The sequence below is a fragment of the candidate division KSB1 bacterium genome (genome assembly GCA_034506335.1).
Classification (GTDB): domain Bacteria; phylum Zhuqueibacterota; class Zhuqueibacteria; order JANLFK01; family Oleimicrobiaceae; genus Oleimicrobium.
Genome location: JAPDPR010000062.1, coordinates 1 through 16,863 on the forward strand (window position 1 = coordinate 1; position 16,863 = coordinate 16,863).

8 protein-coding genes and 1 tRNA gene are annotated in these 16,863 nt (G+C 60.4%); 3 read left to right on the forward strand and 6 right to left on the reverse strand.

Features of this window, described 5'->3' with window-relative positions:
- On the forward strand, positions 1–1,845 hold a 1,845-nt coding region (locus ONB25_13865; protein MDZ7393971.1), incomplete at its 5' end, for a TonB-dependent receptor.
- 303 nt (positions 1,846–2,148) lie between these two features.
- On the opposite strand, the gene ONB25_13870 is transcribed toward ONB25_13865, so the two are convergent.
- The 6 genes from ONB25_13870 to selB all read right to left on the reverse strand — a co-directional run bounded on the left by ONB25_13870 (position 2,149) and on the right by selB (position 15,204).
- Positions 2,149–3,558 (reverse strand): sigma-54 dependent transcriptional regulator, encoded by a 1,410-nt coding sequence (locus tag ONB25_13870; protein ID MDZ7393972.1) that lies wholly within the window; start codon positions 3,556–3,558, stop codon positions 2,149–2,151.
- Between the two features lie 68 nt (positions 3,559–3,626).
- A complete protein-coding gene (locus ONB25_13875) occupies positions 3,627–6,137 on the reverse strand; it encodes an ATP-binding protein (protein ID MDZ7393973.1) in 2,511 nt (836 codons plus the stop codon).
- A 754-nt stretch (positions 6,138–6,891) separates the two neighbouring features.
- Positions 6,892–11,964 (reverse strand): hypothetical protein, encoded by a 5,073-nt coding sequence (locus ONB25_13880; protein ID MDZ7393974.1) that lies wholly within the window; start codon positions 11,962–11,964, stop codon positions 6,892–6,894.
- A gap of 377 nt (positions 11,965–12,341) precedes the next feature.
- A tRNA-Sec gene (locus tag ONB25_13885) sits at positions 12,342–12,435 on the reverse strand.
- Positions 12,436–12,493: 58 nt separating this feature from the next.
- Entirely contained in the window at positions 12,494–13,279 is a 786-nt protein-coding gene (locus tag ONB25_13890) for a hypothetical protein (protein MDZ7393975.1), read from the reverse strand.
- A 14-nt stretch (positions 13,280–13,293) separates the two neighbouring features.
- Positions 13,294–15,204 (reverse strand): selenocysteine-specific translation elongation factor, encoded by a 1,911-nt coding sequence (gene selB / locus ONB25_13895; GenBank protein MDZ7393976.1) that lies wholly within the window; start codon positions 15,202–15,204, stop codon positions 13,294–13,296.
- 218 nt (positions 15,205–15,422) lie between these two features.
- On the opposite strand from selB, the gene ONB25_13900 reads away from it, so the two are divergent.
- Together ONB25_13900 and ONB25_13905 are read left to right on the forward strand one after the other, a co-directional pair.
- On the forward strand, positions 15,423–16,208 hold the full coding sequence (locus ONB25_13900) for a class I SAM-dependent methyltransferase (GenBank protein ID MDZ7393977.1): 786 nt from the start codon (positions 15,423–15,425) through the stop codon (positions 16,206–16,208).
- A 23-nt stretch (positions 16,209–16,231) separates the two neighbouring features.
- Positions 16,232–16,863 (forward strand): class I SAM-dependent methyltransferase (locus tag ONB25_13905; protein MDZ7393978.1); only part of this gene is annotated, 632 nt, incomplete at its 3' end.

Below are 16,863 nucleotides of genomic sequence, written 5' to 3' on the forward strand. Positions count from 1 at the left end.
GTGACCGGCAAGCGGGGGAGGTCGTTAACATGGGAATTGCCCGTGTCGGCAGAGGTTGTATCGGCAGCCGACATTGCCATGACCAACGCAGCCTCCGTCGCTGATGCGTTGCGACCTGTGGCAGGTGCCTTTGTCAAAAGCTACGGCTCGGAGGCGGCCATGAAGACGGTCTCGGTGCGTGGCTCTTCCGCCGAACAGGTGCTCATCCTGTGGGATGGGGCGCGTCTGAACTCGCCTCTGGCCGGGGGGTACGACCTGAGCCTCCTTCCCCTCACGGCGGTGGAAAAGGTGGAGGTCGTGCGCAGCGGCCTTTCGTCCCTTTACGGGGCCGACGCTGCCGGGGGCGTGGTGAATATCATCACGCGGGCGCCAAGGAATGGGCCTCGGCCCGAGGCCAGGCTCGAGACAGGCTTTGGCGCGCTGGGAGGCAGGCATCTTCACCTCTCTGCCGGCCACCAGATGGGGCCCTGGGGCATAGTGGTTGCAGCCAGTCGAAGGCTCAGCAATGGGGATTTTCAATACCGGTTCAATGACCCAGCTACCGGCCGCGAGCGCACGGAAAAGCGCGTCAACAACGCCCTTGACGCGAAGGAGTTCTTCGCCAAAGGGACCGTCGACGCTTCATCAGCAACGCGCTTTTCCTTCTCCGGTGAGTGGTCAAAGGCAGAACGGGGGGTACCTGGCTCCCTTGCGTTTCCCAGCCCCCATGCTAAGCAGGACGATGAAACTCGCCGTACCCAAGTTGAAGTTGAAACTCGTGTCGGGCGAGTTCTCCACGTGCAGGCGACCGGCTTTCACCACCAGCTTGCCACGCGCTTTGTGGACCCGAACCCATTCTGGCCCTCTCAGGCCGACAACACCGGCATGGCCACCGGCACGTCCTTGCAGGGCGACTTTGTACTAGGCCGCGACCTCCTTTTCACTGCCGGTGCCACCTATTTGAGAGAACGCTCGCGGGGATCCTCTCTGGGCGCGCATGCTCGCGACGCCTCTGCTGCGTTTGCTCAAGTGGACGCCTCCCGGAAGGGACTTTTGGGCCTGCAAGAGCTCAAGCTGAACGTGCTGCCTGCTGTCCGCGTGGACCACTACGAGGGTTTTGGCACGGTCACCAGCCCCAAGGTGGGTGCAATCCTGACTCGGCTGCGCAATGGCCATCTCGCGTTGCGGGGCAATGTGGGGCGCTCCTTCCGTGCACCCACGTTCAATGACCTCTACTGGCCTGAGGATGCGTTTACGGTGGGCAACCCGCGGCTGCGCCCCGAACGGACCAACGAGGTTGAGGTCGGCGGAAGCGCAAACGTCCCGTTTCGCGGTCGCGTGTACGGGGAGGTGAGCTGGTTCCGCCGGTGGGCACGCGATCTCATCGTATGGGGCATGGATCCGGCCACGTTCAAATGGTCGCCGGCCAACGTGAGCAAGGCGCGCATTACCGGACAGGAGGTAAAACTGCGGTGGGAGGAGGCCTCCGGCCGAGCACTCGTGGAGCTTGTCTACAGCCATTTGACAGCGGAGAACACGGGCGAGGAGCCGGGGGTGCAAGGCAAGCGCCTCATCTACCGGCCTGAGCACACCGCCTCGCTGCGTGCAGGACTCGACGGCAGGTGGTGGTACGTCAATGCCATGGCGCTGTATGTCGGTTCCCTCTACACCGACGAGGCCAACACGAAACAGCTGCCCGGGCACACAATAGTGGATGCCAACACCGGCCTGCGCTGGTCAGGACTCGGGTTCAATTGGACTTTGCGCCTCAGCATGGACAACCTCTTCGACACGCAGTACCAGCTCGCCGACGGCTACCCCATGCCGGGCCGTCTGTGGCGGGTGGGGGTGGGAGTGGGGTGGTAGGGGGCCTAAGGAAAGCGCTACGAGAAGCTGAACGACGATTCGAGAAGCGAATTTAGGCAGACCACCGGGGCGCCGGAGCTCGCCGGTGCCCCGGGGCTCCAGTAGCCGAGAAAGCGCGGAGTGGTCGCCGGGCAACGTGGGCGCAAACGGGGCGAACGTCCCGATTCTGGGATCGAGAGGAGCATCCCATGAGTGTTAGCGAGAAGGACTGCAGGTGGGCCTTTGTAGGGCACCTCGAAGAGACCGATGGCCTTTTCAGACGGTTTGTGTTGGAGCCTGGACGGCAGCGACAGGTGCTGCATGTCAGTGGTGTTGATCCTCGTTGGCGCGCATTAGCCTTTGGTTTCCCGGACGGGCGGGTCCTACCCCCAACTCCTTCATCTTCACATGCAAGTGACTCCGATTTATCTGCAACAGCCGTGCCGTTTTGCTGACGTTGCCGTTGCAAGCGGCAAGGGCGCGCTTGATGTAGGCGCGCTCGAACTCACGCCAGGCCTGGTCAAGGGGCACAATCCGGCCACGGAGAAAGAATTCTGCACCGCCCTGGTCTCTCTCCCATAGCTCCTCCAATTCCCACTCACTCACCACCTCAGAGCTGGAAAGGAGGGCGACGCGTTCCATCAGGTTGCGCAGTTCCCGCACGTTGTTGGGCCAGTGGTAGCTGAGCAGGAGCCGCATGGCCTCGGGAGAGAGAACTATCTGCGGCCTCCGGCTAAGCTCACAAAAGGCGCGGAGGAAATGGTTGGCTAAGAGCGGAATGTCTTCCGGGTGCTCGCGTAAGGGGGGCACGCGAAGAATCACGACTTTCAAGCGGTGATAGAGATCGGCGCGGAAGCGGCCATCGGCAACGTCTTGTTCTAACTGGTGGTTGGTGGCTGCGAGCACCCGCACGTTCACACGCATGTTCTCGGAGGAGCCGATCTTCTGGATCTCGCCGTACTCCAGCACGCGCAAGAACTTGGCTTGTGCCGTCGGACTCATGTCCCCGATTTCATCCAAAAATATGGTGCCGGAGTCGGCAAGCTCGAATTTGCCTTTCTTGGCAAAGTGAGCGCCCGTGAAGGATCCTTTGACATGGCCAAAGAGCTCACTTTCCAACAAGGTTTCGCTCAGAGCGCTGCAGTTGACGATGACGAAAGGTTTGGCGGCACGCAGGCTCTGTTGATGCAGGGCCCGGGCAACCAACTCCTTGCCGGCGCCACTTTCGCCAAGTATGAGCACGGTGCTGTCGGTCTTGGCCACCTGGGCTATGCGCTCGCGCAGTGCTGCCATCGCCACGCTCGTGCCCAGCATTTCGCCCGGTTGACGAAGGCCACGCAGCCGCCGGTTCTCGCGCTCCATCTGACGCTTTTGTAAAGCGTTGCGCATGCTCACCAGCAGCCGTCGCTCCACCGCCTCGCGCTCGATAAAATCGAACGCGCCAAGGCGTGTGGCTTGCACCGCGGTGTCGACCGTGCCGACACCGGTAACCACGAGAATCTCCGGAGGGTGAGCAAGACCTTTGGCCCGTTCCAGCACTTGCATGCCGGAAAGCTTGGGCATCTGCAGATCAAGGAGCAGGAGGTCGAAATCGGAGTTGGAAAGTTGTGCAAGAGCCTCTTCGCCGTCGGCTGCCTCCTCTACCTGGTAGCCCGCTTCCTCCACGATGTCCCGCAGCTGCAGGCGGATGTTGCGGTTATCCTCGGCGATTAGAACGCGGACGGGTTCTTCCATGACCTTTTCCTATGGGTCTTGCGGGTGAGGTGATGCTTGAAACCTTGCAACCCGTGTGCCAGGAGGGGTTACGCGAGGCTGTGGCGTACCGGAAAGCTCAGCGTAAGAAGCGTGCCATGGCCCCCGGGACTGTCGATGCGTACCTCCCCCTCCAGCGACTGCATTATTTCCTTTGTGATGGCCAGTCCGAGCCCAGAACCCCCCGTCTTCGTGGTGACGCCCGGTTGAAACAGACTCGGCAACAGGTCCGGCGGTATGCCGGGGCCGTCGTCCAGCACTTCCACCACGATCCAGTCTTCCCACGTGTTCCTTTCCGAAGGCATAGTCTCCACGTAGCTAGTGATCACTACCGATCCCTGCTCGTTCACAGCTTCAAGCGCGTTCCGGATGACGTTGCGCAGGGCCATGCGCAGGGCCTCGTGGCTGACGCGGACGATGGGAATGTTTTCGCTCAGGTCGAGCCGGAAGTGTACTCCTGACCCTGATTCCGCCATGAATTCGCCGCAGACCTCTTGGATCAGGGCATTCACATCGCATGGCCGTGGTTTGTGGGTAGCGATGTCCATGAATGCCAAAAGGCGCAGGATGGTGTCGCGCGCCTGCAGGATCTGCCTTTCCATCTCCACAAGGTCATTGTCGCACTGGGCATCGCCTTGAGCATGGTCGTGAGAGCACTGCCGCACCCTCCCCACGAGGGCAAGCGAAGCGGAGAGAGGATTTTTCGCGTCGTGCACCATGGCACGGGCGATTTTCATCCACTCGACACTACGCATGGGTGCGGGGACTTGAAGCTGCCGCCAAACGAGGAACCCGCCGCTGACAAGGAGAAGCCGCGGCCAAGGGTACCATTCGAACACAAAAAGGCTGTGCGTGCGATCCGTAAGCTGTACATCCTGCACAGCTTCGGCCCGCGTAGCTTTGTGTACCTTAAGCCAGCCCTCAAGGAATTGCGCCGCCTCAGGTGGGAGGACGTCCCCCAGGGAGGCCGGAGTGGTGAGTCCCGACAGCTTGTCCCTGACGGCTTGGCTACATTCGCGGATGTGCATCCCCCCGTCCAGACGGACCCAGTTGGTGGTCGGTACGAGTGCTGGCAAGGTGTGACTGGTGGCGAGTGAGAGGAAGAACTGCCAGCTCAACGCGCCCAGGAGGACGAAGAGCGCCACTGGCGGCGCCACCAGTGCCGCGTAATGTCGCCAACGTCCTGGTGTGCGCTCGAACCGGAGGAGGGCAGAGGCCTCGCGGTCCTTGTACACTGCTACAAGGAGCGGCCTCTCTTTCCCACGGTGCACTGCATGCAACCTACTAATGCCAGGCCCGGTTGCCAGCAGCCTCAGCCGTTCGTCTAACACGGCAATTCCTCTGGTCGTTCTGGAGTCGAATACTATTTCCTTGGTGCCGTCTCGGTCAAGGTCAAGAAAATACGTTTCGACATCGTAGCCGCACGACAGAGGCAAGGCGCGCTCGAAGTGCTGGACAAAGATGCCCCTTGGTGCCGCGTAGCGATAGAGGCGGGCGGTGAGCCTCTCGTCAACAAGAACAAGCTCAGACTCTCCGTTGTCGTCAAGATCGATGAATCCGCCACCAAGTAACCCAAAATGGAGCGGGGGGAGGAGCCGACGTAAGGTGAGACTGGGAAACTCCAGCTCAAACACCTCGCTTGGCAAGGCTTGGGCTTGCTTGATGGGCCGCTTGCAGATTATTCCGCAGCGCAGACGCCCCTCATCTTTTTCGCTAAAAAGCCATGGTTGCACAAATGTTCCCTTGGCACCGAGCACTTCGCGAAGGAGCCTATGTCCGGTGTGGTCGTACACCATGAGATAGGCAAGATCGTCCTTGGTGCCGTTGATCGGCGCGCGCAGATTCTCTGGGGTGCCAGAACCCAGTACGTATTCCGGACAGCCGTCTCCATCCAGGTCGGCAGCAACTGGAGCGATAGGCGCGGCTCCCATCCGTTCGTGCCACAGGAGCTTGCCGTCTGGAAACCTGAAGGCGTAGACGCCGCGCGGCGACCCCGCATATTGGGTGAAGACGACAAAGACCAAATCCTTCAGTCCGTCGCCGTCGAGGTCACGGGCATCAAGGAGCTCTCCCGCACAGTCCCAGCTCCCAATGTTGGCCATGTTACTGTACTCGTCCGTGGTGACGGCGGGGAAACAGGCGATGCGCTGGTCTTCGAAGGAGCGGATGTCCACGAAGGCCGTATCGTTGCGCCGAAACCAGACTATCAGCTCTTCCCGGTAATCGCCCACAAGGTCAGCAAAAAATGCCCTCTGGTAAGCTGTATGGCCCAAGAAATTGTACTGTTCACTCACAACTCCGTTATGATCCCGTCGCTCAACCGAAAGGGTATATGCTTCAGAAGGGCGACCATAGTGATAGGATTCGCTGAATCCGTCGTGGTCGGCGTCACAGGTAGCAAGCAGGGGCGGCAGTTCTCTTATGGGGACGAAGCGGAAGGGGAGTAGCTGTGGGTCCTGCCACGCCTCTTTAGAAGGCCACACCAGGTAGCCGGTAACGAGCAGGAAGAGGCAGGCCAGGACGTAAGAGGTGGTCAGGCGTTTCTTTGCCCTGGTGTACATGAGTTGCTCTTGTGAGCACGAAGCGGCGTTCCGCCTCGGCCGTGCGCCGGCGGATCCACCATTCCTTGCCGGCCGTGTACCGGGCCGGGAGCCACATTCCTGTGCTGCGGCGAACCGGCCTGGTGCCTCCAGCGCACGGCCTACGATCCCATTATCCCCCTTCCCCCGAGTCTCGGCTTCTCATCGGTCTCGCTGTTGAAAAAGTACGGAATTCCTCGCCCAAAGTCAAGAAAAAAATGGCCGAGCGCTGTTCCCGCAGGGCTCTGCCAAGAGGCACTGAGCCGCAGGCCAGATTAGGGCGCATCCTCTGGGCAAAATAGGTGATAAGGTGGCGATCCTTGCATGGGCAGGCCCCCAGGTCTGGCGGACCCGGATCAGAGCCTGTGCCATCTCGCATTGAGAATCTTGGGGAGTACGGTCTGGAGGGGGTCTTGGTGCACGTGGGACCAGAGATTTCTGGGCACAGTGGTCATCCCGTGCGCAACTAGGAGGCGGCTGGTAGAGCTCTTGTCCATCCTCCCGGCGGCGATAAGCTCGCCATTCTTGTGGGCGACGCAAGCGGCTGCTGTGCCCGCTGGTACACAATGCAACCCGCGCGATTCTGTGCCGGTCGGTGGTTGTGTCTTGGGAGCCCCGGCCTTCGCCCTACAACTGAGTAGTGGCCGTCTGTCACCAGCCTTGGTGACCGCCGTACACGGCCGAACAGGCACGGGCGCCACCAGACTCATGCGTAGGAAGGAGTGATTCTAGAGGGTTATCGCACCACGACCACCTTCGTTCGTGCCTCGAAGGGAGGATGTCCCGTATCCCCGCGTGGTTCCGCGCGCAACCGCACAAGATAGACGCCGGTGGGGAGCTCATTGCCGTGCTCGTCCCGTCCGTCCCAATACAGGTGGTGCCTTCCTGGTGGCAGCAACCCGGCCTCAATCGTCCTCACTGCGCGGCCGGTGGCGTCATATAGCCAGAGGCTCACCACACGGTGCTGCGGAAGTTCTATGGGGAACACCATTTGGCTGTTTGATGGATTAGGAAACCCCGGCAGCAGAGCAAAACGCGCCGGCGCGGCTTCGGGCGAGTCGTACGCGACGGCAGTACCACCTGGCCTGCAGAAGACCAAATAGCAGAAGCTCCGCATCGGTACCAACAGGAACGAACGATAGACGCCAGCCACACGCAGCCTGTCCCATCTTCCGTCCCGCGTGCGGAAGCGGTACACCGGGATCATGGTCGGGTCATTCACGCCCACCGCCGTCAGATCTGCCTGGGTGTAGGGAATAGCCACCGTCACAGAGTCCTGGAGCTCTATGCCGTCTGGTGAAAAATACAAAGCATGCCCTACGGGGAGGAGCGAATCAGGTAGGGGCGGTACACCAGGAGACTGAGCGATGACCAGCGTGGTGCTTTCGGGCAATGCCCCGGGTGGTACTGCGATCTGCACCCCGTTTGCCGGGTCCAGAACAAACCCTCCCTCTGGTCCCAGCTGTTGGGAGACGGTGACCAGCACCGGGAAGGGCGCAAGCGTGAAGGAGAAGGTGGTGTCCAAACTGTTCGTCTGGACTGCCAAGTCCCTCGCCTGCACGCGAACGTATACCTGACCGGAAGGCACAAATGGCGCGGTGGGTTGGTAGCGGAACGCGGCCACACCGTTTTGCACTTTCAGCACCGCCTGATGACCCGGCAGCACGGTTCCGCCCTTTGCAACTTGTGTGCCGTTGACCCAAATGGCCACGGAACTCGGCTCCAGGCCGCGGCCACCCGGGCTATCGGCCAGACCCAGTTCGATGCTGGTATTGGTAGGCACCCATACCGACCCTGCCCGCGGGTAGGCGTAAAGGAGAGCAGGTGCGCGCCGGTCACTGGCCACAAAGTGGGCCACAAGCGCTTTGGGCCCGTTGATAAGCAGTGTAGCCGGGTTGGTACTGCCAGCAAAATCCCCTGTCCACCTTTCGAATTCGTACCCCTTTGCCGAGTCAGGCCACGCTTTGACCAGCACCTGCTGGCCTTCTGCGTACCATCCAGAGTCAGGAATGAGCTGCACAGTTCCTGCCCCTGGTGGCTCTACCTTGACGAGCACGGCGTATTCTTCTCGGAAGAAGGCAGTGTACAACACGGTTTCGGCGGAGACCACGGTGTGACTTTGCGCACCGCCGTCGCTCCACCCTTCGAACACGTACCGCACACCGGGAGGGCCAGCCTGCGGCGATTCCACGCCAATCGTGTGACTGGAGCCGGGTTCCCAGACAAAGTCGTGCGGGGCAACATAGCGCCCCCCGTCCACGATGATGAGAAGCGAATCGGGAACCGTGCCTATACGCGTGCAACCCACCTTAACAAAGTTGGCGACCACCGACACCGGTTCAGTGACGACGAGGGTGTCTGGGTTGCCCAAGCTGTGCACATCGCCGCTCCAGCCTGCGAATAGGTAACCCAGGCTACTGTTTGCCACGGCCTTGAGGATCACTGTGTCTTTCTCTGCCACCCACACACCCGGGGGAGAAGGTTGGACCGTGCCTCCTTCTGGGGGCGCACTGCTGGTAGCGATGAAGAATTCGGTGCGGTAGCGTGCGACCAACACAGTTGCTCCGCTTACCTCGATGGCGTGTGTCTGCTGGCCGCCATCGTTCCACGACTGGAAAACATAGCGCGTGGAGCCTATTTGCTGAGGAGAAGGGGCCTGCACCGTGTGAACCGAGCCTGGGTTCCAGTTAAAGTCGTGGGGAGTGGTGTAGGGGAGGCCATCAACAACGAGCTCGAGTCCCTCCGGTTCGGAGGTAACGCGTACCAGGCCGACGGGCACGAAGAGTGCCGTTACCTCCTTTGGGCGGTCCATTTTCAGGGAATCGGGGTTCCGTTTGCCGGTCAGGTCGCCATCCCAGCCACCGAAGGCAAAGCCTGGGGAGGCCGCCGCGTGGACAATCACGGCTGTATTGGCATCATACCACTCACCTGGGGGAGGCGGAGCCATTGCTCCGCCTCCGGGCGGGTCCACCTCGGTACTGAGGAAATACTGGGTGCCCCATTCGGCCACGACAGCGCGCGGTCGGTTCATGGACAGCGCGCCCTGCGGTTCATCGCCCTGATAGTCGCCATCCCAGCGCAGGAATATGTGGCGTGTCATGCCCTCGGTGTGCGGGGTAGTAACGGAGAAATGTGCCGTTGTCCCGGAAAGATACCAGCCTGCGCCTTGTGGGGACCCATAGGGCGAGGCGATTGTCAGCAAGTAGTGCGTGGCCCACTGCGCCGTCTCCGTAATTGGGCCGTTCATGGTCACAAGACCCGCGCTGTCGGGCCCAGTATAGGACCCTTCACCACTGCCTGTCCAGCCGGTGAAAACCCTTCTTGTACCTGCGCTGTCAGAGAAAACCGTACCGCTGATGGAAAACTCGGCTTTGGCTCCTTCGTCGTACCATCCAGTTCCCTGTGCCGTCGCATAAGGAGTGTGGAGAGTAAGGAGATACTGTGTTCTCCATGTGGCGGTGACTGTCTTGGGACCGGTCATCACCAGCGACCCTGTTGGCTGCGTGCCTGAGAAGTCACCTGTCCAGCGCACAAACAAATGGCGCGAACCGCCTTGGGAGTCCGGCGTGGTGACCCTGAACGCGGCCTGCGCCCCCTGGTCGTACCAGCCCCCACCGCTTGGGTTGCCGTGCGCCGAATTGACCGTGAGGAGATACTGGGTTCGGAACCGGGCCACCAAGGTATCATCCCGCGCAGGAGCGACGATGTTGTGCGTCAGCGCATTGCCATCGCTCCAGGAGGAGAAAAGATATTGGACACCAGGCGTACCCGATTGGGGGGAAGTGACCGAGACCCTATGCACTGAGCCCGGGAGCCAAGCAAAGGTATGGGGCGAGGCGTAGTCGATGCTGTCGGCAGAAAAACTCAGGCCCGGCGGTTCTGTGCGGATGGTGATCAGGCTCAGGCGCACGAAGTTGGCGGTCACCGAGCTGGGACGGGTCAGGACAAAGCTCACGGGATTGGTGGCACCGATTATGTCGCCCGACCAGTTTCCCCACGCATAACCTTCGGCAGGAGTGGCACTGATGCTGACTGTGGCGCTGCTGTCGAACCAGGCGCCTGGGGGGGAGGGCAGCACGCTGCCGCCGCCAGAGGGGCTTGCTGCTGTCGCCAGGAAGAATTCTGTGTGCCAGGTGGCCGTCTCGGTGATTGGCCCCAGCATGGTCACAGTGGCTGAAGAGGCAGGCCCGGTGTAAGAACCCGCTCCGCTGCCGGTCCAACCGGTGAGGCTGAAACGTCGTCCCTCCCCACCAGAAACGGGGGTGGTGACCGAAAACGTTGCTGCGCTGCCGGCATCGTACCAGCCGGCCCCCGTCGCAGAACCATAGAGGGAAACGAGAGTCAGCAGGTGCTGTGTACGGAATGTCGCCACCAGTGTGTCATCGCGCGCAGGCACTTGGTAGCTGTGGGTCTGGGCCCCGCCGTCGCTCCACGCGCTGAAGACATAACGAGTGCCGCCCGCTTCATTCTGGGGCGAGGCCACCGTCACCGCATGAACGCTTCCCTGGGGCCAGGTGAATGTGTGCTGACCCGAGTAGTTCACGCCGTCAATGCTGAATGTGAGGTTTGCTGGCACGGTGCGCACAGTAATCTGCCGCACAGGTTGCGACGATGCGGAGAGCGTGATAACACGGGGAGAGTCAGTGAGGTGGGCGGTTCCTTTGTACGCAGACACGCTGATCAAATTATTGTTCGTCCCCTCACTTGGTCCAAGACGCGGCTGGATGCTCACGCTACCGTTGGTGTCTGTTTCGAGGTCCCTCCAGTTCTGCCCGGCCAGGTTCCCTCCACCAGCAGTGATCTGAAAATGAACTGTATGGCGCGAAAGCGGGTTGCCTTGGGCATCCACAACTTTGAATACGATAGGCGATGGCACAAGCTGCCCTGGCAGGCCCACCTGGCCATCGCCGGATACATACGCCAGACGTGCCGCGTTGCCGGCCTGCGTCTCGAACCAGAGCAGCACGTCGTTCCTACTCAGGGTGGAAGGGCCGTAGAGTTCACCCCGGGCGGCATTTCCCCCTTTCAGGTAGGCATCGAACAGGTTGAGCAGATGGGCACTGGTGATGGCCAGCTGCTGGGCCCTGGTGATAGTGGCGGGCGTGTCCACCGAGTCAAAGCCGTCATAGTCGGAAAACTGCATGTGGTTGGCGCCCTTGACCACAACCAACGCCTTGTCGGGATTGGCGCGTTGATAGAGGGGACGGCCGATGGAGTCGACCGAGTTGATGGCATCCAGTTCACCGCCCAGGATGTGAATCGGCGTGTGCACATTGGGTATCTTATTAAACGAGTAGTTGCCCGGATTGTTTGGTGCTATGGCGCAGGTCACCCGCACCCGACCGTCGTCGGCTGCCACCCCTATGACTGTACCACCCCCGAATGAGTGGCCGAACAGGCCGATACGATTGGCGTCGATGGCCTGATAGAACATGGACCCCGGCACAGTACGAGCAGTGAGCGCTGCGGTAATGCATTGGCGAATGTCTTCGTTCCACACGTAGGCGCTGGGGTTGTCCACGTCCGGGAACTGCGGCGCCATGACCACGTAGCCGCTCGCCGCCAGCTCCTGGTAGTAGGTCACGTAGTATTCCACCTGCATGCGCTTACCTATGGCGAAGACAAGAAGGGGGTAAGGCGCGCCGGTGGTGTTCAGCGGCGTACCACTTCCAGGGCTGGTAGCAGGGTAGTAAACGAAAGTTCTGAGCGTTCTGCCGTTCCGGTAGAAGGTCGTGTCACGGTACCCCACCGCGTACTGCGAGTACTGCTCGGCAAGGAGGCTCACGGGGAAAGGAGTGCAAAGGGCCACAATGAGCACCCTTAAGAGGAGGCGCCGCGAGAAGAAAGCGCTTGACCCTCGCTTGTTAGCGTTAGTTCTATGCTGGATGGATTGACGCATGGAGCAAGGTCCCTTTCCGGTCTGGCTCTGCTCGGCGCTCCTTGTGCCGCAATCGGATGTATTATTACGGGCGGTATGCTTCTCTTGCAGAGGACTCCCAATCCTCGGATCTTCTGTTGCACCGGTCTTCTGGAGGGTCGCCTTGCAAAGAAAAACCTGCGCGACCGTCCGCTGGTTCCTTTGCGATGCTCCGTCTGTGCGAGTCGTCACACGTGAAGCCCTCTTGGCGGGAGCGGTGTCCGACCTCAGGTAGAGAAAAGGGCTCCCTCACTGGAGCCCTCTTGTTGCGGGAATGTGTGGGAATCGAACCCACCTTCCGCACCAGAGTGCGGAACAACGGGTTTGAAGCCCGCGAGGCCCACCAGGGACCCATCCATTCCCATTAGGTCTGGATTAGAATCTAATAAAACCACTAGAAACCTTCAAGGAAAAACTCGAGTCACCTTCCGAAGGAAACCTGCACCTTGCCAAAGTCGCGCACGTACTGGGGACGGCGGATGGCGTAGATGCCGTCGCGACCCCATGGCACTGTTACTTTGCCGATGAGCTCTCGATGATCCAGAGCGTCCTTATCATAGACCACCAGGGTGATGTGCCGTGGAGGACCCGCTGGGAGGAGAAATGATTGTTCCCAGACTGGGTCTCTCTCGTCTTGCCGAACCTCTGTCGCCCCAATCAAGACCGAGTCCACCCACACTTCCACGAAGGGGTCCGAAATGCCGAAGTACTTGTCCATCGGAAAGATGTCATAGCCCCGTTCCACCCTGATGACCATCCGGTCTGCTCTGTGGCGTTCCTGCAACTCCTCCACAAACTCAGGAACGAGAGTTGCGCACAGTGCCGCCAGGCTCCTTGCCTCGCCGTGGGATGTGTACGTCATGTGCTCTACCGTTTCAAGAGCAGTGAGTGTAAGCGCGAAGATTTCGCCGGATTTGTGCAACCGGGCGTCCACAATCTCATCGGCCATAGGCACAGGCTCTGGTTGCGTGGAGGGCGCGTGCGGGAATCCATGGGCGGGGGCCGCTTCGGGAGTTGGCGACACAAGCTCCACTATGCCCGTCTGCAGCAGGCGGTGGCGCAGTTCTTCGCCCAGAGAGTCGGCCTGCTGGGGCGTGATGTGGCCATGGATGATAGGCCGGCGCAGCAGGACGCGCGTCTTTTGGCATGCAGCAGGCGACGACCAGATGATCATCAACCCTACCAGGAGAAGAACTGTCCGCTTCATCGCAGTCCTCAGTCCTACTTTTCAGGCTTGTTCTTTAGAACGCGCGCCTCCCCGCGGCGCTCTGTAATGCCTTGCTCGTCGAAATGAAGGAGAAGCGGCAAAGCATATCGCCTGGTGGTACCCAGCATTTCGCGGAAGGTACTCACTGTCAGCTCCTCGTGGTCGACAAAATAGCCTGCGAGCATCCGGCGCGCCTGGTCGACGGTTTCCCGGGGGAGGTAGATTCCTTCCTCCAAGCGCAGCGCCTCGCCCATGGCATGGAGGGCCGAAAGCACCCGCTCCGCATCAGCCTGTCTGCACCCCACCTTCTTGGCCAATTCGGCCGTATCCGGTGGGGTGAAGCCCGCGGCACGCAGCTCTTGGACAAGCCGGTCGCGGAGGGCTTGGTCTGCGGCGGAGAGCACAATGCGGTGCGTGGCCAAAGCTACTGTCCCGCCGCTTTCCTTGACTGTCCCCTCGCAGCCCAATGCTTCCACTGCTGCAGCGAAGAGGGCTTGGTCCAGGTCCCGGCTCACGGCGTCTCTCAGTTCAGCGCGGGGCATGCCCGGCTTAAGTGGAAACTGCTGATGGTACAGCCTCAGCTGTTCGGCGATGCCCCTCCGCACATCCTCGACTGCAGCGGGGAGGGCGTACATAGATTGTCGCTCGGAACCGAGTCTGATGAGGGAGCCTGCGTGAACCATCCGGGCTAAGAGCTCTTCCAGTGCGGCGAGGGCAAAGCCAGTTCCCTTTGCCAGTTCGGCAGTTGAAAGGGGACGCAAAGGTCGCGCGCGTAGCAGGGCGAGGACTGTTTCTTCCGGCGTGTCCTTCTCCAGCGCCGCGAGTTGCTCGAGCACTTCTCGGCGGAAACGGCGATGAGGTGGGGGGGTGGCATCCAACACCACGCCTCCCCCGATGGTCACCGGCGGCGAGTACTGACGGATCACAAAGCGATCCCGGCGGCGTGCGGTGATGAGTTCTTCAAGTCGCAATTGGGCGAACGCGGATTCTCCGGGGACGATCTCGCTCCCCTCTAACAGCCTAACCCTGGCCATAAGCTCCCGCGTGCCGACATGGAGGCGCACACGGGCATTGTGGTGCAGTGGGCGTGCGGCACCCGCAAGTAGACGCAGACGCACGTCCAAAAATGTTGTCGGCATGAAGTAGCCTGGGGTCGCCAAGACGTCGCCGCGCTCCACGTCCTCCTTGTGAATGCCACCCAAATTCAAGGCCGCCCTGTCGCCGGCCCGAACCACATCCACCTCGCGTCCGTGGCTCTGCAGGCCGCGCACACGCACCCTACGCTGCTTGGGGTGAAGCTCCAGCTCATCTCCCACCCTGACCGACCCGGAAAGCACCGAGCCGGTGACCACCGTGCCAAACCCCTTCACCGTAAACGAGCGGTCCACCGGCAGCCAGAACAGTCCCTGGTCATAGCGGGGCGGAGTCTGGGCAATGAGCTCTTCAATGGCAGCACGGAGCTCCTGCATCCCCTCCCCGGTCACGCTTGAGACGGCAATGATGGGTGCTCCGTCAAGAAAGGTGCCTTTCACTAGCTCCCTGATGTCTGCAGTGACCAACTCCTGCCACTCGCGGTCCACCAAATCAATCTTCGTCAAGGCGATTATGCCCCTCCTGAGCCCGAGCAGGGAGAGAATATCCAGATGTTCGCGGGTTTGCGGCATCACCCCGTCGTCAGCTGCCACCACGAACAGCACGGCGTCCACCGTGCTTACCCCGGCCACCATGTTTTTCACGAAGCGCTCGTGACCGGGCACGTCGATAAAGGCAGCCCTTTCGCCCAAGAACGCGAAGCCGAGGTCGATGGTAAGCCCGCGCTCCTTTTCCTCTTTCAGCCTGTCCGGATCAGTCCCGGTGAGGGCTTTCACCAGGGCCGATTTGCCGTGGTCAATGTGACCGGCCGTACCTATGATGACGTGTGCCATTGCATTCTTTTTCCTGTGCTCAATGTGTTGCTTAAATTACAGCTTTCGCAGAGAAATGCAAGGGAAAAATTGTACCGAAACTCTGCCCACCGCACTGTCATTCTTTCCGGCATTATGTCCGCAGACAGGCACCATAGATGTATGATAACAGCGTCGCAAAGATGACCGTAAATGAGCAGGGCCAAGGCCTAGACGAGATGAGGGAGGTGTGAGAAGCAATGAGCGCCACAAGACCAGCGCAGGTCACAATTGATGAGGTGAAAAAGTATTGGAACGAGAACGTCATCGGCATCGAGGTGACGGATAAGGAACCGGGCACGCCGGAATTCTTCGATGACCTTGAGCGCTACTATGACATGAAATACCGTGAGGAAGAACCTTACGCTCGTCATCGGGACTTTGCGGGAAAGAAACTCCTCGAGGTGGGGTGCGGATGGGGTAGAGACCTCGTCAAGTATGCGCGAAATGGTGCCATTGTCACCGCCGTGGACCTGACGGAGAGCGGTGTGGCTCTTGCCCGTAAGTACCTGGAATACCGAGGCCTGCAGGGGGAGGTGCGAGTGGCAAGCGCTGAGGACCTCCCTTTCCCGGACAACTCCTTCGATGTGGTTATTTGTATCGGCGTGTTGATGTGTACGCCAAACATCGAGAAGGCCATCGATGAAATATACCGGGTGTTGCGCCCAGGGGGCGAGGCTGTTATCATGCTCTACCACAAGTGGTCGTGGTACAATTTCCTCGTCCGCGTTTCCGGGATCGGGTACGAGACGCAAGGGGTAGATGCGCCGCTCATTGCTACGCACTCGCGCCGGGACGTGCGTCGGCTTTTTCGCAAGTTCTCGACGATCAAGATCCATATGACCGGCTTTCCCATGAAGACCGTAAAACGACATGGATTTCTGGTGGGCGTTTACAACTCTGTCTTTGTGCCCCTTTTCAACGCACTGCCCAGGTGGCTAACCAGGCCCATCGGTTGGCACATCTACATTGATCTGACCAAGTGAGCGATAGGCGAGGAGGTGATTCCTTGGCGTTCTCGAAGGAAAGCCAACAGTATTGGGACACGTACGTTAATGACATCGAGGTGGCCCAGCACGAGGTGGGCACGCCCGAATTCTTCGAGGATTTGCGTGTCTTCCGGTATGACCCGGACCGCATGGGGTACATGTTGGATGAGATCCGGCGATTGGGCGCGGCCCACCCGCAAGGTCGAGTGTTGGAAGTAGGATGTGGGCCCGGGACGGACCTGCGGCAGCTGGCAGCGGTCGGTCTGTACCCTGTAGCCATTGACATGACGCTGAATGGCGCGCGCCTGGCCAAACAGCATCTCCGCACGTTTGGCCTCCCCGGCCAGGTGATTGTCTGTGATGCGGAAAAGCTCTGCTTCCGGCCAGAGTCCTTTGACGCCGTGTGGTCGGCGGGTGTGCTCCACCATGTAGACGACACCGAGGCGGCGATCAGCGAGATCCACCGCGTGCTCAAAGAAGGCGGAACATTTGTTGCAGTGCTCTATCACAAGTACTCTTGGCTTTACTTTCTCTCGAAACTTTTTCACGTCAAGATCGAGCACACCGATGCCGAGGCGCCCATTATCAAAACCTACTCCAAAAAGAAGGGTGCCGCGTTATTGAGTCAGTTCAGGAATGTAGAGGTCTACCT